The organism is Lichenihabitans sp. Uapishka_5, from assembly GCF_033947565.1.
In the GTDB taxonomy this organism is placed as follows: Bacteria; Pseudomonadota; Alphaproteobacteria; order Rhizobiales; family Beijerinckiaceae; genus Lichenihabitans.
The window spans coordinates 34,278-56,163 of record NZ_JARPVX010000007.1 but is presented as its reverse complement, the minus strand read 5'-3'; the positions used below and the strand labels follow the sequence as shown (position 1 = coordinate 56,163).

At 67.9% G+C, this 21,886-nt stretch carries 20 protein-coding genes; 12 read left to right on the top strand and 8 right to left on the bottom strand.

Going from position 1 to position 21,886, the window contains the following annotated elements:
* Nucleotide 1: 1 nt before the first annotated feature.
* Together P7D22_RS04970 and P7D22_RS04965 are read right to left on the bottom strand one after the other, a co-directional pair.
* Nucleotides 2–208 (bottom strand): hypothetical protein, encoded by a 207-nt coding sequence (locus P7D22_RS04970; protein ID WP_319933107.1) that lies wholly within the window; start codon nucleotides 206–208, stop codon nucleotides 2–4.
* Nucleotides 209–393: 185 nt separating this feature from the next.
* Nucleotides 394–1,116 carry a GntR family transcriptional regulator gene (locus P7D22_RS04965; RefSeq protein WP_319933106.1) on the bottom strand — a complete coding sequence of 241 codons (723 nt, stop codon included), beginning with the start codon at nucleotides 1,114–1,116 and terminating at the stop codon, nucleotides 394–396.
* Nucleotides 1,117–1,190: 74 nt separating this feature from the next.
* Here P7D22_RS04965 and uxaC point away from each other — a divergent pair, with 74 nt between their 5' ends.
* From uxaC to P7D22_RS04940, 5 genes are all read left to right on the top strand, one after another.
* Nucleotides 1,191–2,591 carry a glucuronate isomerase gene (gene uxaC / locus P7D22_RS04960; protein WP_319933105.1) on the top strand — a complete coding sequence of 467 codons (1,401 nt, stop codon included), beginning with the start codon at nucleotides 1,191–1,193 and terminating at the stop codon, nucleotides 2,589–2,591.
* Between the two features lie 64 nt (nucleotides 2,592–2,655).
* The gene (locus tag P7D22_RS04955) at nucleotides 2,656–3,825 is read left to right on the top strand and encodes an ABC transporter substrate-binding protein (protein WP_319933104.1); all 1,170 of its coding nucleotides are present in this window, start codon (nucleotides 2,656–2,658) and stop codon (nucleotides 3,823–3,825) included.
* Between the two features lie 5 nt (nucleotides 3,826–3,830).
* Nucleotides 3,831–4,928 carry an ABC transporter ATP-binding protein gene (locus tag P7D22_RS04950; protein WP_319933103.1) on the top strand — a complete coding sequence of 366 codons (1,098 nt, stop codon included), beginning with the start codon at nucleotides 3,831–3,833 and terminating at the stop codon, nucleotides 4,926–4,928.
* A gap of 92 nt (nucleotides 4,929–5,020) precedes the next feature.
* On the top strand, nucleotides 5,021–5,839 hold the full coding sequence (locus P7D22_RS04945; RefSeq protein ID WP_319933164.1) for an ABC transporter permease: 819 nt from the start codon (nucleotides 5,021–5,023) through the stop codon (nucleotides 5,837–5,839).
* On the top strand, nucleotides 5,836–6,678 hold the full coding sequence (locus tag P7D22_RS04940) for an ABC transporter permease (RefSeq protein WP_319933102.1): 843 nt from the start codon (nucleotides 5,836–5,838) through the stop codon (nucleotides 6,676–6,678). Before P7D22_RS04945 ends, P7D22_RS04940 begins: the two co-directional genes overlap by 4 nt.
* Nucleotides 6,679–7,157: 479 nt before the next feature.
* On the opposite strand, the gene P7D22_RS04935 is transcribed toward P7D22_RS04940, so the two are convergent.
* Genes P7D22_RS04935 through P7D22_RS04915 form a run of 5 tightly spaced genes read right to left on the bottom strand, consistent with a single transcriptional unit; the run spans nucleotide 7,158 to nucleotide 12,604 of the window.
* A complete protein-coding gene (locus P7D22_RS04935; protein ID WP_319933101.1) occupies nucleotides 7,158–8,180 on the bottom strand; it encodes an ABC transporter ATP-binding protein in 1,023 nt (340 codons plus the stop codon).
* Entirely contained in the window at nucleotides 8,177–9,187 is a 1,011-nt protein-coding gene (locus P7D22_RS04930; protein WP_319933100.1) for an ABC transporter ATP-binding protein, read from the bottom strand. Before P7D22_RS04930 ends, P7D22_RS04935 begins: the two co-directional genes overlap by 4 nt.
* Nucleotides 9,184–9,996 carry an ABC transporter permease gene (locus P7D22_RS04925; RefSeq protein ID WP_319933099.1) on the bottom strand — a complete coding sequence of 271 codons (813 nt, stop codon included), beginning with the start codon at nucleotides 9,994–9,996 and terminating at the stop codon, nucleotides 9,184–9,186. Before P7D22_RS04925 ends, P7D22_RS04930 begins: the two co-directional genes overlap by 4 nt.
* A gap of 53 nt (nucleotides 9,997–10,049) precedes the next feature.
* Complete coding sequence (locus tag P7D22_RS04920) at nucleotides 10,050–10,988, bottom strand: ABC transporter permease (protein ID WP_319933098.1); 939 nt, start codon at nucleotides 10,986–10,988, stop codon at nucleotides 10,050–10,052.
* A 23-nt stretch (nucleotides 10,989–11,011) separates the two neighbouring features.
* Complete coding sequence (locus tag P7D22_RS04915; RefSeq protein WP_319933097.1) at nucleotides 11,012–12,604, bottom strand: ABC transporter substrate-binding protein; 1,593 nt, start codon at nucleotides 12,602–12,604, stop codon at nucleotides 11,012–11,014.
* Between the two features lie 186 nt (nucleotides 12,605–12,790).
* Between P7D22_RS04915 and P7D22_RS04910 the strand changes: the two genes are divergently transcribed.
* The 6 genes from P7D22_RS04910 to P7D22_RS04885 are packed head-to-tail and all read left to right on the top strand — an operon-like array spanning nucleotide 12,791 to nucleotide 18,983.
* A complete protein-coding gene (locus P7D22_RS04910; RefSeq protein WP_319933096.1) occupies nucleotides 12,791–13,768 on the top strand; it encodes a GntR family transcriptional regulator in 978 nt (325 codons plus the stop codon).
* Nucleotides 13,765–14,466: a creatininase family protein gene (locus P7D22_RS04905; RefSeq protein ID WP_319933095.1), complete on the top strand. Its 702-nt coding sequence runs from the start codon at nucleotides 13,765–13,767 to the stop codon at nucleotides 14,464–14,466. Before P7D22_RS04910 ends, P7D22_RS04905 begins: the two co-directional genes overlap by 4 nt.
* Complete coding sequence (locus tag P7D22_RS04900) at nucleotides 14,457–15,497, top strand: ketopantoate reductase family protein (protein ID WP_319933094.1); 1,041 nt, start codon at nucleotides 14,457–14,459, stop codon at nucleotides 15,495–15,497. The genes P7D22_RS04905 and P7D22_RS04900 overlap by 10 nt, the downstream gene beginning before the upstream one ends.
* Nucleotides 15,494–16,252, top strand: a complete 759-nt coding sequence (locus P7D22_RS04895; protein WP_319933093.1) for an SDR family NAD(P)-dependent oxidoreductase — start codon at nucleotides 15,494–15,496, stop codon at nucleotides 16,250–16,252. Before P7D22_RS04900 ends, P7D22_RS04895 begins: the two co-directional genes overlap by 4 nt.
* Nucleotides 16,249–17,646 (top strand): dipeptidase, encoded by a 1,398-nt coding sequence (locus tag P7D22_RS04890; RefSeq protein ID WP_319933092.1) that lies wholly within the window; start codon nucleotides 16,249–16,251, stop codon nucleotides 17,644–17,646. Before P7D22_RS04895 ends, P7D22_RS04890 begins: the two co-directional genes overlap by 4 nt.
* Complete coding sequence (locus P7D22_RS04885; protein ID WP_319933091.1) at nucleotides 17,643–18,983, top strand: amidase; 1,341 nt, start codon at nucleotides 17,643–17,645, stop codon at nucleotides 18,981–18,983. Before P7D22_RS04890 ends, P7D22_RS04885 begins: the two co-directional genes overlap by 4 nt.
* A 718-nt stretch (nucleotides 18,984–19,701) precedes the next feature.
* Here the strand turns inward: P7D22_RS04885 and P7D22_RS04880 are convergent.
* On the bottom strand, nucleotides 19,702–21,090 hold the full coding sequence (locus P7D22_RS04880; protein ID WP_319933090.1) for an aminotransferase-like domain-containing protein: 1,389 nt from the start codon (nucleotides 21,088–21,090) through the stop codon (nucleotides 19,702–19,704).
* 259 nt (nucleotides 21,091–21,349) lie between these two features.
* Here P7D22_RS04880 and P7D22_RS04875 point away from each other — a divergent pair, with 259 nt between their 5' ends.
* Nucleotides 21,350–21,832 carry an MSMEG_0572/Sll0783 family nitrogen starvation response protein gene (locus P7D22_RS04875; protein ID WP_319933163.1) on the top strand — a complete coding sequence of 161 codons (483 nt, stop codon included), beginning with the start codon at nucleotides 21,350–21,352 and terminating at the stop codon, nucleotides 21,830–21,832.
* The last annotated feature ends 54 nt before the right edge of the window (nucleotides 21,833–21,886 follow it).

The following is a 21,886-nucleotide window of genomic DNA, read 5'->3' as shown; positions in this document are numbered from 1 at the left end:
CTCAGCGCATGTCCAGCGCGAGCTCTGTCCGCTTAAGCTGCGTTCTCCCGCTGTCCGCCCTGACCAAACCCTTCACGATCAGGGAATTTACCGTCACCGTGCACTCCTCCTTGTTCAGGAAGAACCCGTGCATCCCGCTTACTTTCTGACGGTAGACGATGTTGTCGAGGTGCTTAAGCAACCACCCTTGCCGTTCCGTGAGCTTCATTCCCGCCTCCAGCTTACAAGCCAAGGTATTCACAGGCGATATTGGCACGCCTTAACCTGAAGCAGGTTCCTCAAGGATGTTCGGTCAGACGCAGCACCGATGTGAGCTCTGTGCTGGGACCGGCACCAGAATGACTATGCTGGCTTGGTCGACATGGAAGACCTATCGTTGCCCATGGCTGAACTCTACGCGTCGATGAAGTAAGCAGGAAAGCGCTGGCGCAAGGCCGTGACATCGGGGATCACGATGCTGAGGTGATCGCGCATGGCCAGCCGGGCCGCCGCACTGTCGCCTTGGGCGCACGCGTCTCGGATCCGTTGATGCTCGGCGATCACCTGATCCATCCGGCCGGGTGCCGGCAAGGTCAGCCGGCGCGCCCGATCGATCTGCACCTTTGCCGAGCGGAGGAGCCGCCAAACGCCCGGATAGCCACTTCCCGCGGCCAGCGCTTCATGGAACGCCTCGTCAGCCTCATGGAACCCCCGAAGCTCGTTCCGGGCCGCCATGCCCCGTTGCAGACCCAACGCGGCGTCGAGGCCGTCCACCGCCCGGCGGGCGGCCGAGCCCTCCACCGAAACGGCTTCCAGGGCTTGGCGGATCGCGAGCGCCTCGGGAATGGCGCCGACCGGTATCCGGGACACGATGGTGCCCGATTGCGGGAAGATCTCGACGAGACCCTCGTCCGCAAGGCGCAGCAGGGCTTCGCGAATGGGCGTGCGGCTGACGCCGAAGCGCTCACCGAGCTGCCGATCGTTCAGCGACGTGCCCGGCAGCAGATCCATGCCGACGATCTGATCGCGCAAGGATGCCGCGACGGCAGCGGCCGTCGTGCCGCGCACGGGCCGTCGGACCCGATGATCGGCGGGAAGCTGGCGCGTGTCGCGGATCGGATCGGTCGGAAGGTCCATCGATTGACATACTAATATATCAATCCTACCCTCATGCAACCGGCGTGGGGTCCGGAGGTCGACCAGAGGCTGCCGTGCCGCTCCATCCCGACAGGCTGTTGCCGATCGAACCCGAAGCGCGCGCCATCGCGCGGCGGCTTTACGCAGAGGTCGCGGCCCTGCCGATCCTGTCGCCGCACGGCCATACGGATCCGCGGTGGTATGCCGAGGATGCGCCCTTTCCGGATCCGGCCGACCTGTTCGTCAAACCGGACCATTACGTCACGCGCATGCTGTATTCGCAGGGTGTGCCGCTGGAAGCGCTCGGGGTCCCGCGGCGGGATGGCGGCCCGGTCGAAACCGATGGCCGGGCGATCTGGCGGCTGTTCGCCAAGCACTTTCCGCTGTTCCGCGGCACGCCGACACGGCTCTGGTTCGAGCACGCGCTCGAGCAGGTCTTCGGCATCAAGGAGCGGCTCAGCGAGGCCAATGCCGACCGGCTCTATGACACCCTCGCGGACGCCCTGCCGCGGCCCGAACTGCGCCCGCGGGCGCTTTATGAGCGGTTCAATATCGAGGCCATCGCCACGACGGACGGCGCCCTCGACGACCTCCGTCACCATCGGGCGCTGCGCGACTCGGGCTGGACCGGCCGGGTGCTGCCGACTTATCGCCCGGACTTCACCGTCGATCCCGAGCGCGACGGCTTCAAAGGCCATGTCGAGCGCCTTCTCGCGCTGGCCAACGAACCGATGGGCTGGGCCGGTTATCTTGCGGCCCATCGGGCGCGCCGCGCCGTCTTCCGCGCCCTCGGCGCAACCGCGACCGACCATGGCCACCCGACGGCGCGAACGGCCGACCTGCCCGAGGCCGAGGCCAAGGCCCTGTTCGAGCGCGTGACGCGCGACACGCCCTCGGCCGCCGATGCGGAACTGTTTCGCGCCCAGATGCTCACCGAATTCGCACGCATGAGCGTGGACGACGGTTTGGTGATGCAGATCCACCCCGGCTCGGTGCGCAACCACAACCCGACCCTGTGGGCCCGCTTCGGCACCGATGTGGGCGCCGACATCCCGCAACCGACCGATTACGTCCATGCGCTGAAGCCGCTGCTCGATGCCATGGGGAACGATCCGCGCCTGACCCTGATCCTGTTCACGCTCGACGAAGCGCGATACGGCCGCGAACTGGCCCCCCTGGCGGGCCATTATCCGGCGCTGCGGCTCGGGCCCCCCTGGTGGTTCTTCGACAGCCCCGAAGGCATGCGGCGCTTCCGCGAAGGCACGACCGAGACGGCGGGCTTCGCCAACACGGTCGGGTTCAACGACGACACCCGCGCCTATCTGTCGATCCCGGCGCGGCACGACATGGCGCGGCGGGTGGATTGCGCCTACCTTGCCGGCCTCGTGGCCGACCACCGCCTCGATGAGGACGAAGCCGCCGATCTCGCGCAGGACCTCGCCTATCGGCTCGCCAAACGCGCCTACAAGCTTTGAACCCGACAGCCGGCTGAACGGCCCACCAACGCCCCGCCACGAGGGCGAACCTGGAGGCAACACCATGACCATCGATCGCCGGCAGTTTCTCGGCGGCCTCACTGTCGCGGGCCTAGTTCCGGGCCGCGCCTGGGCCGCCTTGCCGCCCCTGCCGAACCATGCCGTGACGCTGACGATCGCCGATGTGGCGGGCAATCTGGCGCTGACCCAGAAGGCCATCGAGGGCTATCGCCGGGCCAAGCCGCGGGCGGTGTCGCGCTTCGCCTTCACCAAGGCGCCGGCCCCCGAGCTGCCAGCCAAGATCAAGGCCCAACAGGAGGCGGGCCGGGTCGACATCGACCTGGTGCTGACCGGCACGGATGCGCTGTCGGCCGGGCTCGACCAGGGCATCTGGCTCGATCTCAAGCCCTATCTCGCCGATCTGCCGAACCTGGCCGACCTGTACCTGCCGCAGGCCTATAAGATGCAGGCCATCGCGGCCGACCATGGCCTCGTGGTCAGCTACTACCCCTCGGGCCCGTTGCTCGAATACATGCCGGCGCGCGTCAAGCAGATGCCGAAGACCGCGGCCGACCTGCTCGACTGGACCAAGCAGAACAAGAACAAGTTCAGCTACGCCCGGCCGTCCAACTCCGGCCCCGGCCGCACCTGGCTGATGGGGCTGCCCTACATCCTCGGCGACAGCGATCCACACGATCCCGAACACGGCTGGAGCAAGACCTGGGACTACCTGAAGGCACTTGGCGAGAACGTCGAATATTATCCGGGCGGCACCTCGCAGACCATGAAGGAACTGGGCGAAGGCACGCGCGACATCATCGTCTCGACCACCGGCTGGGACATCAACCCGCGGGTGCTCGGCATCGTGCCGAAGGAGGCCGCGGTCGGCGCCCTCGACGGATTCCACTGGGTCACGGATGCCCAATATATGGTGGTGCCGAAGGGGGTCGGCGACGACAAGCTTGCCGTGCTGCTCGACCTCATGGCCTTCATGCTAGAGCCCAAGCAGCAGGCCTATGCCTATGACCAGGGTTATTTCTATCCCGGCCCCGCCGTGAAGGGCGTGACGCTCGACATGGCGCCGGAAGAGTCGCAAACCGCGCTGAAGGAATTCGGCCGACCGGACTATGACCAGTTGATCGCCTATCACCCGCTCGAGGTGCCGCTCACCGCAGGCAGCATGGTCAAGGCCTTTGCGCTGTGGGACCAGCGGATCGGGGCCGGCAAGGGATGAGCGCGATGCCGACAGCCGCATCCCCGTCGACCCGACCCGCGCCCCGCGGCGCGACACTCGTCATGCGGGGGCTCCGGCGCGATTTCGGCAGCTTCGCGGCCCTGAAGGGCCTCGACCTGACGATCGAACCCGGCGAGTTCGTGGCGCTGCTCGGCCCGTCGGGCTGCGGCAAGACAACGGCTCTGAATTGCATCGCGGGCCTCACGGCCCTGAGCGACGGATCGATCATGCTCGGCGAGCGCCGGATCGATCCCCTGCCGCCCGAAGCGCGGGGCTTCGGCATGGTGTTCCAGAGTTATGCGCTGTTCCCCCACATGACGGCGCGCCGCAACGTCGGCTTCGGGCTTGCGATGCAGAAGATGCCCCGGCGCGAGGCCGAAGCGCGGATCGAGGAGGCGCTGAAACTGGTGCGGCTCACGGCCCAGGCCGACAAGCTGCCCGGGCAGATGTCGGGGGGCCAGCAACAGCGCGTCGCCATCGCCCGCGCGATCGCGATCCGCCCGCCCGTCGTGCTGATGGACGAGCCCTTGTCGAACCTCGATGCCAAGCTGCGGCTCGAGATGCGGGCCGAGATCCGCCGCATCCACGAGACCATCGGCTCGACCACGATCTACGTGACGCATGACCAGGACGAGGCCCTGTCGATGGCCGACCGCATCGTGGTGATGCGCGACGGGCTCATCCGGCAGACCGGCACGCCCGAAGAGCTCTACGAGCGGCCGGCCCATGCCGACGTGGCCGAGTTCATGGGGTTCCGCACCCGCCTGAAGGGCCATGTGCGCGGCACGGACGGCAAGCGGGTCACGGTGGACACCTGCGGCATCGCCGTGGGGGTGGCGCTGCGGCCCGGCATGGCGACGCCGCAGGACGGCGAAGCCGTGACCCTGATGATCCGGCCGGAGGACCTCGTGGCGGGCCCGGTCGGCCTTCCCGCGACCGTGAAGATCGGCGAATATCGCGGCCGCGCCTTCTTTGGCGCCGCCGAAGCGGCCGGCGGCACGGAGTTGTTCTTCCGCAGCGAGCGGGCGATCCACGCGGGCGACCGCATCACGGTCGCGGCGCGGCCCGAGCAGATCCTGCTGTATCCGGAGGCCGACCGGTGACGGCCGCGACCCCGGCGGCGAGGGCGCGCCCCCACCCCCGCGTTCCGCTTCGCCTCAGGCTCGCGGCCCGCGGCATCGACGGGGTGACGCTGATGGTGCTGCCCGCGCTGGCGGCCTTGCTGGCGTTGTTTGTCTATCCCTTCGCCTATGGCGTCGCGGTGTCGCTCGCACCGAAGGTCGGCCCCTTCTACGCCAATTACCGAAGGTTCTTCGCCGACCCGTTCCTGCGCGAAACCATCGGCAACACGCTTGCGCTCGCGGTGCCCACCACGCTGCTCGATCTGCTGCTCGCCTTGCCGATCGCCTTCCGGGTCCGGTTGATGAGCCGCCAACGCCTGCTCACCACGATCCTGGTGCTGCCCGTGACGCTCGGCACGGTGTTGATCGCGCAAGGCCTGCTGACCTATCTCGGCCCGCAAGGCTGGTTCAACCGCGTGCTGATGGCGCTGCACCTCATCGCAACACCGCTCAAGCTCACCAATAATTTCTGGGGCGTCTTCGCGTCGCTGGTCATCACCGGCTTCCCGTTCACGTTTCTGCTCACCTTGTCCTACGTCAGCGGCATCGATCCGGCGCTCGAACAGGCCGCCGCGACCCTCGGGGCGGGACCTGCGGCGCGCTTTGCCCACGTATACCTGCCGCTGCTCGTACCGGGGCTCGCCGTGACGTTCTGCTTGAGCTTCGTGCAGGCCTTTGCGGTTTATCCCTCCGCGGTGCTGCTCGGCGCCCCGGCCGGCAGCACGCATGTGATCTCGATCGCGGCCTATCAGGCGGCCTTCGAGCAATATGACGCCTCGCTCGGCTCGGCCATCGCGATGATCATGGGCGGGGTGCAGCTGGCTGTCGTGCTGGCTGTGCTCGGCGCCCGCTCGTTGTTCTACCGTGGTCCGGTCGGAGGCACGAAGGGATGATCCGCGACCACAGCCTTGCTTCGAAGCTCTGGACCACGGCCGTCTGGGCCGTGGTGCTGCTCTTCGTTTTGAACCTCCTGGCCGTGATCGCGACCGTGATGGTCGACTCGGTCGCGACCCGATGGCTCGGCACCTGGCTGCCGGCTGGCTTCACGACCCACTGGTACCGGGACGCCTGGGACGAGTTCCAGTTGACCGACGTGCTGATCGTCACCTTCGAGGCGGTCGCGGCCGTCGTGGCCCTGTCGGGCCTGCTCGGGGTCACGGCCGCCTATGCGCTTGCGCGGCGCGACTTTCCCGGCAAGCGGGCCATGACCCTCGTGTTCCTGCTGCCGCTGCTCGTGCCGCCGATGACCTATGGCATCCCGATGGCGACGCTGCTGTACCGGGTCGGCCTCGGCGGCACGCTCACGGGCGTGGTGCTGGCCAATCTCGTGCCCGCCATCCCCTTCGTGGTGCTGGTGATGATCCCCTTCATCGAGCAGATCGATCCCCGCGTCGAGGCGGCCGCGCGGGTGTTCGGCGCCCGCACGCCGCAATTGTTCGGCCGCGTGCTACTGCCTTTGCTGCTGCCCGGCATTCTGGCGGCGCTGCTGCTCGTGCTCGTGCGGACGATCGCCATGTTCGAGCTCACCTTCCTGACGGCCGGAGCCGACAGCCAGACCCTGGTGGTGGCGCTTTACTACGCGGTCTTCGCGTCCGGCGTCCGTGCCGGCCAGGAGGTCGACGTCATGGCCGTCGTCTATATGGTGACCACCCTGGTGTGGCTCCTTCTGGCCCTACGCTTCGTCAACCCCACCCAGATCGTGGCCCGAGCCAAGAACCAGGCCGCCCACTGAGCTTGGGTGTGACGGCGGTTCCTATACGCCTTGGCGGAGAAGCGCGACTTCGTGCCTAAGCACGACAACCCAGTACGTTGCATAGAGAAGTTCGCGAGGACCGGCGCGAGCGCTACTTAAGCAGGGACGAGATCAAGCGCCTCGGCGCGGCCCTAGCGACTTCGAAGCTCCTACCGGAGGTTAAAAACCGCACCACCTCCCTTCCGCCACCGGTTTCAGCCGCCATCCTGCGCCGAGCCGTCCCACCTGCGGGCCTGTCCACTACCTACGCAACGGCCGGCTGAACCAGGCGACCTTCACGCTCATCCTGTTCGTACGAGACATCTGCTGCGACGTCGGCCTCCGACCTGCTGCGGGGCGGAAGCCTGCGCCGCGCTGTGCTCAACCCGCTTACAAACGTGTTCGGCGTCTAGACTAAATGGACCGACAAAGCGGACAACAACATCTGGGCAGAACTCCGCCGTGAGTTTGTCATGCGTTCACATCCATTCGCGCTCTGCATCAATAGCTTCAACACCAAAATCCGTCAGGTGACAGGCGGCGCGATGGTCCGGCGTACGCGGCGTCAGCATCGGGCGCTCGGCGCGGCAGCGATCGAAGGCGTGCGGGCAGCGCGTGTGGAACGGGCAGCCGGGCGGCACCGCGAAGGGGCTCGGCAGTTCGCCTCGCGTCGCCGCAGTGGCGGTGCGGCGCGCGGGATCGATGTCGGGGGCCGCATCGAGAAGCGCGCGCGTGTAGGGGTGGCGCGGGCGCGCGAACAAGGGTTCGGTAGCGCCCAGTTCGACGATCGAGCCGAGATACATCACCGCGACCCGATGGGAAATATGCCGTACGAGCCGCAGGTCGTGGGCCACGAACACCACCGTGAGGTGCAATCGCGCCTGCAGTTCGAGCAGCAGGTTGACGACCTGCGCCTGCACCGACACGTCGAGCGCGGAAACGAGCTCGTCGGCCACGATCACCTCGGGCTCGACCGCGAGCGCCCGGGCGATGCCGATGCGCTGGCGCTGGCCGCCGGAAAACTGATGCGGCAGGCGGTCGGCCGCGTCGGCCGGAAGTCGCACGAGCTCAAGCAGTTCGGCAATGCGGCCCGGGATGTCGGCGGGTGGGCGCATGCGATGCACGCGCAAGGCCTCGTCCAGCACCTGGCGCACCGTCATGCGCGGGTTGAGCGAGCCATAAGGGTCCTGGAAGATCATCTGGACCCGGCGGTTGTAGCGGCGGCGGGCAACTCCCGCGAGGCTGCCGATGTCGGCGCCCTCAAACCGGATGCGGCCGTCGCTCGGCTCGATGAGGCGCACCACCGCACGGGCAAGCGTGGACTTGCCGCAGCCCGATTCACCAACGATGCCGAGCGTCTCGCCCCGGCGCACGTCGAGGCGCACGGCATTGAGCGCATGCACGGCACGGGGTGGCCGCTTGGCCAGTCGGTCCAACAGCGTGCGCGGCACGGGAAACCGGACCGCCACATCCTCGATCGACAGGAAGGGCGGCTCGCTCATGGTAGTGCTGACTCAAGAACCCGGTCCTGATGCCAGCAGGCGGCGCGACGGTCTGGGGTGACGGGCGCGAGCGGCGGCGCATCATGCCGGCAACGCTCCGTCTGGAAGGAACACCGCGGGTGGAAGGCGCAGCCGGCCGGCATGGCAGCGAGGCTCGGCGGCGTGCCCTCGATGGATAGCAGCGGCCGGCGCTCGGTGCCGGCACGGGGCACGGAGCCGAGGAGGCCGCGCGTGTAGGGATGACGCGGCGCTGCGAAGAGAGCCCCCACGGGGCCGCTTTCGACCAGGCGCCCGGCATACATGACGGCCACCCGGTCGCAGGTCTGGGCCACCACCCCGAGATCGTGCGTGACCAGGATGACGCTCATGCCGAGCCGCTCCCGCAGCCCGAGGATGAGCTTCAGGATCTGATCCTGAATCGTCACGTCGAGCGCCGTCGTGGGCTCGTCGGCGAGCAGCAGCCGCGGTTCGCCCGCGAGCGCGATGGCGATCATGGCGCGCTGCCGCATGCCGCCGGAAAACTGGTGCGGGAGGTCGCCGAGCCGGCTCGCGGGGGCCGGGATGCCGACGAGATCGAGCAGGTCCGTCGCGCGCTCCCGCCGCTCCCGGCTGCCGAGGCGTGTGTGGGCCCGCAGGCTTTCGTCGATCTGCCGGCCGACCGTCAGCACGGGGTTGAGGGCCGACATGGGTTCTTGGAAGATGGTGGCGATGGCGCCGCCGCGCACGTCGCGCATGCGGGCTTCGGGCAGCTTCATCAGATCGCGGCCGTCCCACACCACCTCGCCCGTGGTCCGGCTCGGCGGCCGCACGAGGCGGATCAGCGACCGCAAGGTGACGCTCTTGCCCGAGCCGGATTCGCCCACGAGGCCCAGCACCTCGCCGGGCGCGAGGTCGAGGTCGACGTTGTCGACCGCGGTCACGGGGCCGGCCGGGGTGAGAAACCGGGTGGTCAGGCCGCGCACCGTCAGGGCCGCACCTGTCGAGATGGCGGTCGCCGCGGGGCTCATCGGCGCGGTCGCAGCATGTCGGCCAAGCCGTCGCCCAGCAGGCTGAAGCCGAGGCCGGTGATCACGATGGCGAGGCCGGGAAAGATCGAGATCCACCAGGCGGTACGCATGTAGTTCTTGCCGTCGGCGATCAGTACGCCCCATTCGGCCGTCGGCGGCTGCGCCCCGAGCCCGAGATAGCCGAGGCTCGAGCCGAGCAGGATGCAGAGCGCCATATCGGTCATCCAATAGACGATCGCGGCCGTGATGGCGTTGGGCAGGATGTGGCGCAGCAGGATGCGCGCGGTGGAATAGCCCATGACGCGGCCCGCGGCCGCATAATCGAGCCGTCGCTGCACCGCCACCTCGGCCGCGACGATGCGGGCATAGAAGACCCAGCCCACCGTGCTGACCGCGATATACAGGTTGATGAGCCCGGGCCCCAGCACCGCCACGATGGCGATGATCAGCACCAGGAACGGGAACGTCACCACGGCATCGACGACCCGGCCGAAGACGACCTGCGCCCAGCCGCCCGCGTATCCCACCGCGGCGCCGACCAGCGTGCCGAACAAGACGGGAAACAACGTGCCGAACAGCGCGATCTGCAGGTCCACCCGGAATGCCCAGATGGTGCGGCTGAGAATATCCCGGCCGAAGTTGTCGCTGCCGAAGAGGTGCGCCGCCGACGGGCCTTTCAGGATGGCCTTGTAGTCGAACTTGGTCGGCTCATAGGGCGCGAAGGCGCCGGGCGCGATCGCGAGCAGGATCGCGGCCAGCAGGATCGCGGCGCCGGCCGCGAAGGTCCAGTTGATCGGTGGCGGTCGCATCCGGCGCCGCGGTCGGTGCTGCCGCGGCCGGGACAAAACATCCTCAGCGGCCGTCATCCAGCCGTCCGTGGGTCGAGCGCGGCCTGCAGCAGATCGGTCAGCAGAAACACCAGGGACACCACCAGGGCGAGGGTGAGCGACAGCCCCTGGATCACGGGATAATCGCGGCCGTAGATCGAGTCGATCATCAGCCGGCCGACGCCCGGGATGGCGAAGACGGCCTCCGTGATCACGGCGCCGCCCAGCAGAGTTCCGACGGTCGGCCCGAGAAGAGCGACGGTCGAGATCAGCGCGTTGCGCAGCACATGGCGGGTGAGGACGATGCGGGGCGCCAATCCCTTGGCGCGGGCGAAGTCGACGTATTCGGCTCCCAGCACGTCGATGATGGCGGAGCGCAGGTTGCGCATCAGTACGGCCGCGAGGCTGACTCCAAGCGTCAGGGCCGGCAGGAACAGGTGGTACACGCGGTCACCCCAGCCGTCGCCATAGCCCCCGACCGGAAACCAGCGCAGTTGCGCCGAGAACACCGTGAGCAGCACCAGCCCGATATAGAAGACCGGCATCGACAGCCCGATCTGGAAGGCGCCGCGGATGACGAGGTCCGACGCGCGGCCGCGCCGCAGCGCCGATATGAAGGCGAGCGGCACCGCGAGCGCTACGGCGATACCGGTCGCCATGCCGGTCAGCAGCAGCGTCGGCGGCAGGCGCTGCCCGACCAGGGTCCAGACCGGGACCTGGGCGATAAGCGAACGCCCGAGATCACCCGTGATGACGCGCTTCACATAAAGCCCGAACTGCACCAGCACGGGCTGGTCGAGCCCGTAGGCGGCCCGGGCCTGGGCCACCTGGGCATCCGTCACCCGGTCACCCGCGATGGCGCTGAGCGGATCGCCCGGCAGCAGCCGCACCAGCACAAAGGTGACGACCAGGATGAAGGTAAGGGTCGGCACCATCTGCAGCAGGCGGCGGAGGACGTAACCGGCATCGGGCATGCCCCCGGCCTTTCGTGCGCGTGCTACTTCTCGAGCGATGTGCCCGAGAAGATGTTGTTGCCGAGCGGGATCTGCAGGAATCCCTTCACGCCCGTCTTCAGCACCACGGGATAGGGCGACTCGTAGAGCGGCACGGTCGGCCCGTTCCGGTAGATCTCCTGCATGCGGGCGTATTGGCCCGCCCGCTTCGTGGTGTCGAGTTCCTGTTGGGAAGCTTCGTAGAGGCTGTTGAACTCGTCGCTTTTCCAGCCCGAGTGCTGCGCCTCGATCACGGGCGTGTAGCCGAAATAAGAGGTGATCTCGTTCGGGTCGGCGATGTCGTCGGTCCAGTCGCCGAGCCGCATCGAGAAGTCGCCCTTGCGGAAGCGGTCGGTGCGTGTGGCGTTGTCGACCTGCTCAATGTCGAGCGTGACGCCGACCGCGGCCCACATCTGCTGCAATGCAGTCGCGATGCCGATCTCGTCCACGTTGCCGGCCAGGACCAGGCAGGAGAACTTAAAGCCTTTGTCGAATCCGGCTTCCTTGAGGAGCGCTTTGGCCTTGTCGGGGTCGGTCGGGAACACGGGGCCGGTGCCTGTGTGCAGCGGCGTCGCACTCGACATGTAGCTGCTCATCGGCGTGCCGACCCCATGGGTCACGATGGCGATGATGGCGTCCTTGTCGGCCGCGTCGTTCAGGGCCTCGCGCACTTTGGCGTTGCTGAGCGGGTTGTCGGCGCCGGAGTTCAGCTTCGGGCGGACGTTGAAATTGCCGTAGGTGACCTTGGTCGACGGAAACAGCGCCATGTTGAGCTTCGGATCGCCCTTGAGCTCCTCGACGCGGCTGAACGGGATGAACTCGGCCCCGTCGAGTTCACCCGACTGGACCTTCAGGATGCGGGTCGCGTCGTCGGGCAGTACTTCGAAGGTGACACCGTCGAGATAGGGCAGCGGCTTGCCGTCGGCGCCCTGGCGCCAGTAATGGGGGTTCCTGACCAGCTTCATCTCCTGGCCGCGCGACCAGGATTGCAGCACGAAGGGCCCGGACCCGACCGGGTGTTCGGCAAAGGCCTTGGCCTTCTCCACCATGGTGGCGCCCGGCATCGCCTCGAACTGCGTCTTCGGCATGATCTGGTTGTTGAAGACGCTGAGGCCCGCGATGATGGCGGGGTCCGGGTGCTTCAGCGTCAGCACGATCGTCTTCGGGTCCTTGATGTCGACCGCGCCGATCGACTCGTCGATGAAGTTCCAGATGCCGTTCTTCGGATCCCGCGCCCGGTCGAGCGACCATTTCACGTCCTCGGCCGTGATGGGCGACCCATCCGAGAACATCGTGCCCTCCCGCAAGGTGAGCGTCACGCTCTTGCCGTCGGGGGCCACGGTCCAGGCCGTGGCGAGGCCAGGCTGCACGCCCTTGCCGTCGTCGGTGGGCAGCAGCAGCGTGTCGTAGATGTTGGACAGGATCCAGATATCGACGTTGGCGTCGTTGAGCACCGGGTCGGGAAACAGGCTGTCGGCGTAGCGGCCATAGGTCATGGTGCCACCACGGGTCACCGCCTGCGCCGGCGCCGCCAAGCCGGCGAGGCCCGTGCCGGCCAGCAACGTAAGGATCGCGGCGGACTTGATCGCAGTCGTCATGATGCCTTCGGCTCTCCACCTGTTCTGCTAGACTAGAACGCTAACGTCGTGGGATCAGTGCTGTCAACGCAGGGTGTGATGTCAGATTAAGCAGTCGAAAGCCAAAGTTTCAGCAAGGTGTCTGATTGCAGCACCGATGGCAACAGTGCTAGCCTTCTAGTACAGATGACAAGCGTTTCCATCCGTTTGACACTCGACCGCGCCCTGCCGGTGCCACTCGGCGCCCAATTGCGCGGCCTCGTCGAATACGGCATCGCGTGCGGCGAGTTCCGCCCCGGCGACCGCCTGCCGTCGGTGCGCGATCTGGCCGAGGAACTCGGGGTCGCGCCCATGACGGTGGCCCAGGTATATCGCGACCTTAAGGCAGCCGGGCTCATCGAGGCGCGCGCCGGCTCCGGCACCTTTGTGGCGCGCCGCGCTTTGAGCGACGATTCGCACGCGCGGCTGGCCGCCTTCCACCGGCAGGTCGACGCGCTGGTGGCCGCCGGCCTCGCCCTGGGGCTGCGCAGCGGCGACATCGCCGGGCTGGTGGCGGCTCGGTTGTCGGCGCGGCAGGCGGGCGGGCCCGAGCGCCGGATCGCGCTCGTCGGTCTCTTCGCCGAAGCGACGGCCGATTACGCCCGGACGCTCGCCGCGGCGCTCGGGCCGGGGGTGACGGTGCTGCCGATCACCATGGAGGCGCTTCAGTCCGACGCCGCCGCGCGGGCTCGTGTGTTGGCCTTCGACCTGGTGTTGACCTTTGCGCACCGCCGACGCGAGATCGCAGATCTGCTTCCCGAGGTCCGGGTCGAAGCCATCAGCTTCATTCCGGCCGAGGCGACCCGACGGGCGCTCGCCAGCCTCGATCCGAGAACGCGGGTGCTCGCCGTGTCGCGGTTCCCCGCCTTTCTGCCCATGATGCGGCCGGGCGTGCAGCGCTTTGCCCCGCATGTCGCCACCGTCGACGCGGCCGTGCTCGACGACCCGTGCCTCCATGCCCGCCTGGGCGGCCATGACGTGGTGGTCTACGCCACGGGTGCCGAGGCGGTCCTCGACCGGCTCGCGCCGGGCGTGACCACCATCGAATACCGGCACAGTCCCGACCCGGGCGACATCGACCGCATCGTGCGGCCGTTGCTCGAGGCCATCGATCCCGCCCTCACCACACGAAAGGAAACGCGATGACCATCGCGGCGATGAACTGGCCCCAGGTGGAGGAGCGCCTGAAGCACGACGACCGCTGCATCGTCCCGCTCGGCAGCACCGAACAACACGCCCACCTGAGCCTCGCTGTCGACTCGATCCTGTCCGAGCGCGTCGCCACCGAGGCAGCGGCCCCCCTCGGGGTGCCGGTGTTTCCGGTTCTGGCTTATGGCGTGACGCCCTATTTCCGCGCTTATCCAGGCTCGGTAAGCCTCCGCGTGCAGACCTATGTGGCGGTGATCCGCGACATCCTCGATGGCCTGCACGAGCAGGGCTTCCGGCGCATCCTCCTGGTCAACGGCCACGGCGGCAACCAGCCGGCCGCTGCCTTCGCGGCCGAGTGGATGGCCGACCATCCGGGCGCGGCCGTCAAGTTCCACAACTGGTGGAATGCGCCGAAGACCTCGGCCAAGGTCCAGGAGATCGATCCCGTGGCGAGCCACGCCTCCTGGATGGAGAATTTTCCCTGGACGCGGCTGCCCGGCGTGGTCCAGCCGACGGAACAAAAGCCCATGGTGGATTTCGACCGCATGCGGGTGATGGGGTCGGCCGCCGTGCGCACGCTTCTGGGCGACGGCAATTTCGGCGGCCATTACGAGAAGCCCGACGCCGATATGCTGGCCGTCTGGGCCGTCGCGGTCGAGGAAACGCGTGCGCTGATCGAGGGGCCGTGGTCGTGAGCGGCGTCGGGGCAAGCGACACCATCCTGATCTGGGGTGCGGGTGCTATCGGGGGGGCGCTCGGCGCGGCCTTCACCCGGGCCGGCGCGGACGTGCTTCATGTGGATGCGGCGGCCGATCACGTCGCGGCGCTGAACGCCGCGGGGCTGACCCTGACGGGCCCGATCGCCCCCGGCCATGTGGCAGCGCGGGCAGCGTTGCCGGATGCGGTGCGGGGGCAGTTCCGCCGCTGCATCCTGGCCGTCAAGGCTCACCATACGGCTGCGGCCATCGCGGCGCTGGCGCCCCATGTGGCCGCGGACGGCTTCGTCATCTCGGCCCAGAACGGCCTGAACGAAACCGTGATCGCGGATGTGGTCGGCCGCGAGCGGACGATGGGCTGCTTTGTTAATTTCGGGGCCGACTACCTCGCGCCGGGAACGGTGCTCTACGGCGGTCGCGGCGCTGTGGTGCTGGGCGAACTCGACGGCCGGTCGACGGAACGGCTCGCGGACGTGCATCAATTGTTTCAGCGCTTCGATCCGGCCGCGATCGCGACGCCGAACATCTTTGGCTATCTGTGGTCTAAGATGATCTATGGCGCGCTTTTGTTCGGCACCGCGCTGACGGACGACAGCATCGCCGACGTGCTGGCCACCGCGGCCTTTCGGCCGATCCTGACGCGGCTGGCCCACGAGGTGGTGGCCGTGTCGCGCGCCGAAGGCGTGGAGCTTGAGCCCTTCGACGGCTTCGATCCCGCCGCCTTCCTGCCGGAAGCGCCGGTAGCCGTCACGGCGGCCTCATTCGACGCCATGGTGGCCCACAACCGCCGGTCCACCAAGTCGCATTCGGGCATCTGGCGCGATCTTGCGGTGCGCAAGCGCCCGACCGAGGTCGATGCCCAGCTCGGGCCGGTGGTGACGCTCGGGGCGCGGCACGGCATCGCCACGCCCGTCACAGCAGCCGTGATCGCCCGCATCCACGACATCGAGGAAGGCCGGCGGCCGCTCGATCGCGCAAACCTCGCGGAGATCGCGGAGATCGCGGCATGACGGTCGACTTCGGCGGCCGCACGGCCCTGGTCACGGGCGCCGGCCATGGTTTCGGCCGCGCCATCGCGGTGGCGCTCGCCGGTGCCGGCGCGCGGGTGATCGCCACCGACCTCGGCGACGACGAACTGCCCGGCACGGTGGCGGAGGCTGGTGCCGGTTGCGAAGCCGCCCGGCTTGATGTGACAGACGAGACCGCCGTCATGGCCCTGGCGACCGACCTCGCCGCGGCGGGCCGCCACGTCGGCATCCTGGTCAACAACGCCGGCGGCGTGCTGGGCCAGGTCGGACGGCCCCTCGAGGAGATCGATCGGCGCGACTGGCAGGCGATCTTCGACGTCAACCTGACGGGCGCCTTTCTCACCGCCCAGGCCTTCGCCCCCGCCATGAAGCGCGCCCGGTGGGGTCGCATCGTCAACATCTCGTCGGGTGCGGGCCTCGGCATCAGCCTCACGGGCATCCAAGCCTATGCGAGCGCCAAGGCCGGGCAGATCGGTTTGACGCGGCAGCTTGCCCACGAGCTCGGGCCCTTCGGCATCACGGTCAACAATGTGGCACCCGGCTTCGTGCGGGCGAACCCGGCCACCGAACGGCAATGGGAGGCGATGGGCGCGGAGAAGCAGGAACGGCTTCTGGATGCGATCGCGCTGAAACGCCTCGGCACCCCGGCCGACATCGCCAATGCGGTGATGTTCTTCGCTTCGGACCAGGCGGGATGGATCAGCGGCCAGGTCCTTGGCGTGGACGGCGGCAAATGATCGACCTGGACCTCGAAGCCGATCTCGCGGCGGGCTTCCCCGCGGCGCTGGAGGAGCTGAAGCGCTTCTGCCGTATCCCCAGCGTCAGCACGGATCCGGCTTACCGCTCCGGCATCGCAGACGCCGCCGCCTGGGTTGCGGCACGGCTGCGCCAAGCCGGTTTCCCCCAGGTCGAGACGATCGCGACCGGGGGCCATCCGCTTGTGCTGGCGGAATGGCACGCCACGCCGGGCGCCCCGACGATCCTGGTTTATGGCCACTACGATGTGCAGCCGCCCGACCCGATCGCGAACTGGACGTCGCCGCCCTTCGACCCGGTTGTCCGCGCGGACCGGCTCTATGCACGCGGCGTGTCGGACGACAAGGGCCCGCTGCTCATCCCCATCCTGGTCGCCGAAGCCATGAGCCGCCGGCGCGGTCGCCTGCCGGTCAACCTTGTGGTGCTGATCGAGGGCGAAGAAGAATCCGGCAGCCCGCATTTCGAACCGGCCGTCGCGGCCCTCAAGCCTCGCCTCGCCTGCGATCTCGCGGTTTCGGCCGACGGCGCCATGTGGCGGCCCGACCTGCCGAGCGTCACGGTGGCGAGCCGCGGCCTCGTGGCGCTCGACGTGGTGCTGACGGGCGCCGCCAAGGACCTCCACTCCGGCCGTCACGGCGGCAGCGCCCCGAACCCGCTGCAGGCGCTGGTGCGGCTTCTGGCGACGCTGCACGACCACGAAGGCCGCGTGGCCGTGCCGGGATTTCACGACGGCGTGCGCCCGCCCGACCCGGCGATCCTCGCGGCCATCCGGCAGGCCGACTTCGACCCGGCGGCCTATTATGCCGGCATCGGCGCCGTGCCGCCCGTGCCGATGCCGGACGGCGATGCGCTGTTGGTCCGGCAGTGGCTCGAGCCGACACTCGAATTCAACGGCATCGCGGGCGGCTATGCGGGCCCCGGCACCAAGACCGTGATCCCTGCCACCGCACAGGCCAAGATCACCTGCCGGCTCGTCGCCGGCCAGGTGCCTGCGGCCGTGCTCGACGCCGTCCGGCGTCACCTCGCAGCCCATGCGCCGTCCGGCTTCCGGCTGGAGATGCCGGGTCACGGCTCCGGTACTCCCGCTTTCGCGCTCGACCCCGGCCTGCCGGGCCTCGCGGCAACCGAAGCGGTGTTGGCCGAGGTCCTGGGCCAAGCTCCGTTGCGTGTCGCCATGGGCGCCACCGTGCCGATCGGCGGCGTGCTCGAACGGCAACTCGGGGTGCCGACCGTGTTCTTCTCGTTTTCGACGTCCGACGAGGATTACCACGCACCCAACGAGTTCTTCCGGCTCGAGAACTTCCGCCGCGGACTCGTGGCCTGGGCGCGGCTCCTCGATCGCCTGGTCGACCTGCCGCGAAAGCGCGAGCCATGACGGACGACTTCGCCTTCGCCACGATCGCGGAGATCCGCGCCGCCTACCGGAACGGCCGGACCACGCCCGTTGCCGTGACCGAGGCCGCTCTCCGCCGCGCTGCATCGCTCGAACCTCGGCTCAACGCCGTCGTGACGCTGCTGCGCGACACCGCCCTGCGCGAGGCCGAGGCCGCCGGGCGTGACCTCGCGACGGGGCGGGACCGCGGCCCGCTGCACGGCATCCCGGTCGCGGTGAAGGACCTGATCGACGTCGCCGGCGCACCTACCACCTTTGCGACCCAAGCCGTCGATCCGGTATGGCCGGCGCGCGACGCCACCCTGGTCCGCCACCTGCGCGAGGCCGGAGCCGTGATCCTGGCCAAAACCAACCTGCTCGAATTTGCCTATGGGATCGCCCACCCAGCGATCGGGCAGACCAACAACCCCTGGGACACAGGCCGCACCTCCGGCGGCTCTAGCGGCGGCTCGGCAGCGCTGGTCGCGGCCGGGGTCGTGCCAGCCGCGGTCGGCACCGACACGGGCGGTTCCATCCGTATTCCGGCGAGCTATTGCGGCATCGTCGGCGTCAAGCCGAGCTTCGGCCTGGTGTCGACTGACGGCATATTCCCTTTGTCTCAGTCGCTCGATCATGCCGGCCCGATCGCCCGTACGGTGGCCGACGCCGCGACCTTGCTGGCCGGCATGACCGGGCGGGCGATGCCGGTTGTGCCGCGCGCCCCTGCGGCGCTGCGCATCGGCGTGGTTGCAGCACACCGCGATTCGCCTCTGGTGACGCCTGGCGTGCGGTCGGCCTTCTTGGCGGCCCTCAACCGCCTCGCCGCCGCCGGGGTGCATGTCACCGAGGTCGGCTTGCCTGGGCTCAACACCGTCAATGACGCTCTGATGAACGTGTTGCTGCCCGAGGCCGCTCTCGTTCACGAAACCCTCGCGGCAAGCCGGCCTGACGGCTACGCGCCTGGCACGGCGGCGCAGATCAAGGCGGGAGCCGCCGTCAGCGGCCTCGCCTACCTGCGGGCTCAGGCTTCACGTGCCCGTCTCCGGGCGGTGGTGGAGCACATCCTGTCCGAGGTCGACGTCCTGCTCAGTCCGGCAGTCGCCTTCGTGGCGCCACGCGAGGACCCCGCGCTCGATGCCGAGGGAGGGGACGGCGAGATGCTGTCCTCCGGACTCGCCAACGTCACCGGCCACCCTGCGCTGAGCTTGCCGTGCGGCCTCAGTGATGGCTTGCCGGTCGGGCTGCAGCTGATCGCGAAGACGGACAGCGCCTTGTTGTCCTGCGCGACCTCAATCGAGACAATCCTCGCATTCGACGCACGGCCGGATCTCAAAGCCTGATTGAGGATGCTTTGAACCAGCAGCAGACCAGTATCGCTGTTTGCCAGCCCTTTTGTAGCACTGGAACGAAGCCTCCGCAGTCGCTGACGCAATTGGCCAATCATTTAACCTAGATTAATTCTAGGATAGAAAATCTGTAGTCTACGCAGGTTCCAAAAGATCGACGCTAATCGAATTGTCGTCGCGGACGTTGTGTTGCGTGAACGCAGCTAGCAAAACGACTCGTTTGTAATAAGAACGCAAAGAGGTGAGTTGTCGGAACCTTTACAGCGGAGTGGAGTGATGACGCTTTGCGTAAGCATGCTTGTGATGCTTGACACGCGAAGCGACGGCCGATTTGCGCAGGGTTTGGCTTAGTCCATCTTCCACGATGTATTGCCGTTCGATGCCAGCGCCTTCGAAGCCGCGGCGGGATGTTATTTGCGCATGTCCTTCGGCTTGGCTGAAACATAACGGCGCGAGGCGTGCCGTTGGCTACAGGGCATTGCCTCGAGTCCAACTCGAATTGAAGGGTTGGCTCTTCGCTGCTCTTCTTGCCATAGCTGGCTCCCGTCAGCCCGCCGCGTCCGAGACCTATTGATCGCTGCGCTGCGAAGCCGACCTGCAGGGTAGACGTGGATCCGTTCCGCAATCAACCTTTGGCCGGATTGTCTTAGGCATCGTCAGGAGCAAAGACGCTGCAGCCGCGGCGGATTGGGCGATGGAAACTCCGGCAAGCTCAGAAGAAATGCGACACGAACTCGGGAGCCTCGCTGAGGGCGTGAGCCATGAATTCCAGGCCGCGACGCAGGCCGTCGCGGTTGATCGGGCCGCCGAGGCAGACCCGGACGGCCTCGGCCGGGGGACCCGACACCGTAAAGGCGTCGCTGGCCACGACGCCGAGCCCCGTCGTCCGCATCTGGCCCACAAAGGCCGAGCGGGTCCAGGGGGCCGGCAGCGCGACCCAAAGGTTGAAGGACATCGGGTCGGCCCTGAAGCTGCCGGCCGGCAGGATCTCGGCCGCCAGCGCCTGGCGCGCCGTGGTTTCGGTGCGGATGAAGCGCAGGATCGCGTCGGCGGTGCCATCGGTGATCCAGCGCGTCGCGATGGCGGCCGTGAAGGGCGAAGCCATGACGGTGCTGGCCCGGAGTGCCGCCGCGAAGGGCCAGCCCGAGCGGCTGTCGGGCACAAGCGTATAGGCCGTGCGCAGGCCCGCGCCGATGCATTTGGCGAGGCCCGCGATATGCCAGGTGAGGTCGGGCGCCAGCGCCGCAAAGGGCGGCGGGCTTTTCAGCGGGATGAACCCGTAGGCGTCGTCCTCGACGATCGGCACGCCGAAATGCCGGGCCGTCGACGCGATGGCGTCGCGGCGCTCCTTCGGGATGGTCAGCGTCGTCGGGTTCTGCAGCGTCGGGTTGAGGTAGAGCGCCTTCGGGCTGCCGTCGTGGCAGGCCGCCGCGAAGGCGTCGGGATCGATGCCGTCGCGATCCATCGGTAGGCCCTGCAACGTCACCCCGAGCTGCGCCGCGATGGCGCGGACGCCCGGATAGGTGATGGCCTCGCTGAGCACGGTGTCGCCCGGCTTGGCGAGATGGCCGAGAATGCCGAGCAGCGCCGCATGGGCGCCGGGCACCACGAAAACGCGCTCCTGCGCCGGCACCAGCGCCCGGCGACTGAGCCAGTTCGCGGCCGCCGCCTTGTCGGCCGGGGCGCCGCCGAACCCCTGGTAGCGCAGCAGGCCGACGATGTCGGCCGAGACGGCCTCGATGCCGGCGCGCATGCGGGCGAGCAGCGCCGGGTCGTCCGGCTCCGGCGGCAGGTTCATGGACGGGTCGGTGATCGGCGCCTGCGGCCCCGCGATCGGCACCGGGCGGGCCGTCGGCGCGGTCGGGCTCACGCAGGTGCCTTGCCCGACCTTTGAAACGATGAGGCCGCGGCGCTGCGCCTCGACGTAGCCTCGCGCCACGGTGGTGAAGTCGAGGCCGAGCCGCGCCGCGAGCTTGCGCTGCGGGGGCAGACGGTCGGCCGCCGTTAAGCGACCGGACCCGATGTCGATCGCGATCGCATCTGCGATGGCGATGTAGCGGGGCTTGCTGCTCGGGTCGAGATCTGGCGTCCAGTCGGGCATCAGGCTTCTTAGCGGCCAATCGACCGGAAACGCAATGACGCAGCTATGATTGACTGCATTGAATGTGGTAGGTGTCTTAGTCCAAATTCTCGGTTTTCGCCTCATTCCTTCGCGCTATGAGCAGAAACGATGCAAAACGCTTGCAAGATCAACTTTGATTGACTGTTCTTTGGACTTGCCCGGGCAGCAGCCGAACGCCACCATTGACTGGCTCGTGAATGGAATGCCTGCGGGCATTCTGACCATCTGGAGAACAGCCATGCCAGCTCCGACCGTGCCCGCGACTCAGAAAGGCGACTATCTCGTCGACTATGAGGAAAAGGTTTTCGAGGATGTCAAAGCCAAACCGGGCGAGAAGGCGCTCGTCACCTTCCACACCGTCGCCTTCGAAGGCTCGATCGGCTTCGTGAACCTGCTGCAGGCGACCCGCATCCTGCGCAAGGGTTTCGAGACTTCCGTGCTGCTGTATGGTCCGGGCGTGACGCTCGGCGTGCAGCGTGGCTTCCCGAAAATCGGCGACGAGGCCTTCCCGGGTCACCAGAACTTCAACAACCAGATCGCCAAGTTCATGGCCGAGGGCGGCAAGGTTTATTGCTGCCGTTTCGCCCTGCAGGCGCTCTACGGGCACGGCGAACATTCGCTGATCCCCGGCATCAAGCCGATCGCGCCGACCGATGTGCTCGACCTCATCCTGCTGCATCGTCGCGACGATGCCTTCATGATCCACACCTGGACCGTGTGACGCTGCCGGCCTGTTGCGACCCTGGGCGTCCGGCCCGGGGCCATGTGCGACGGG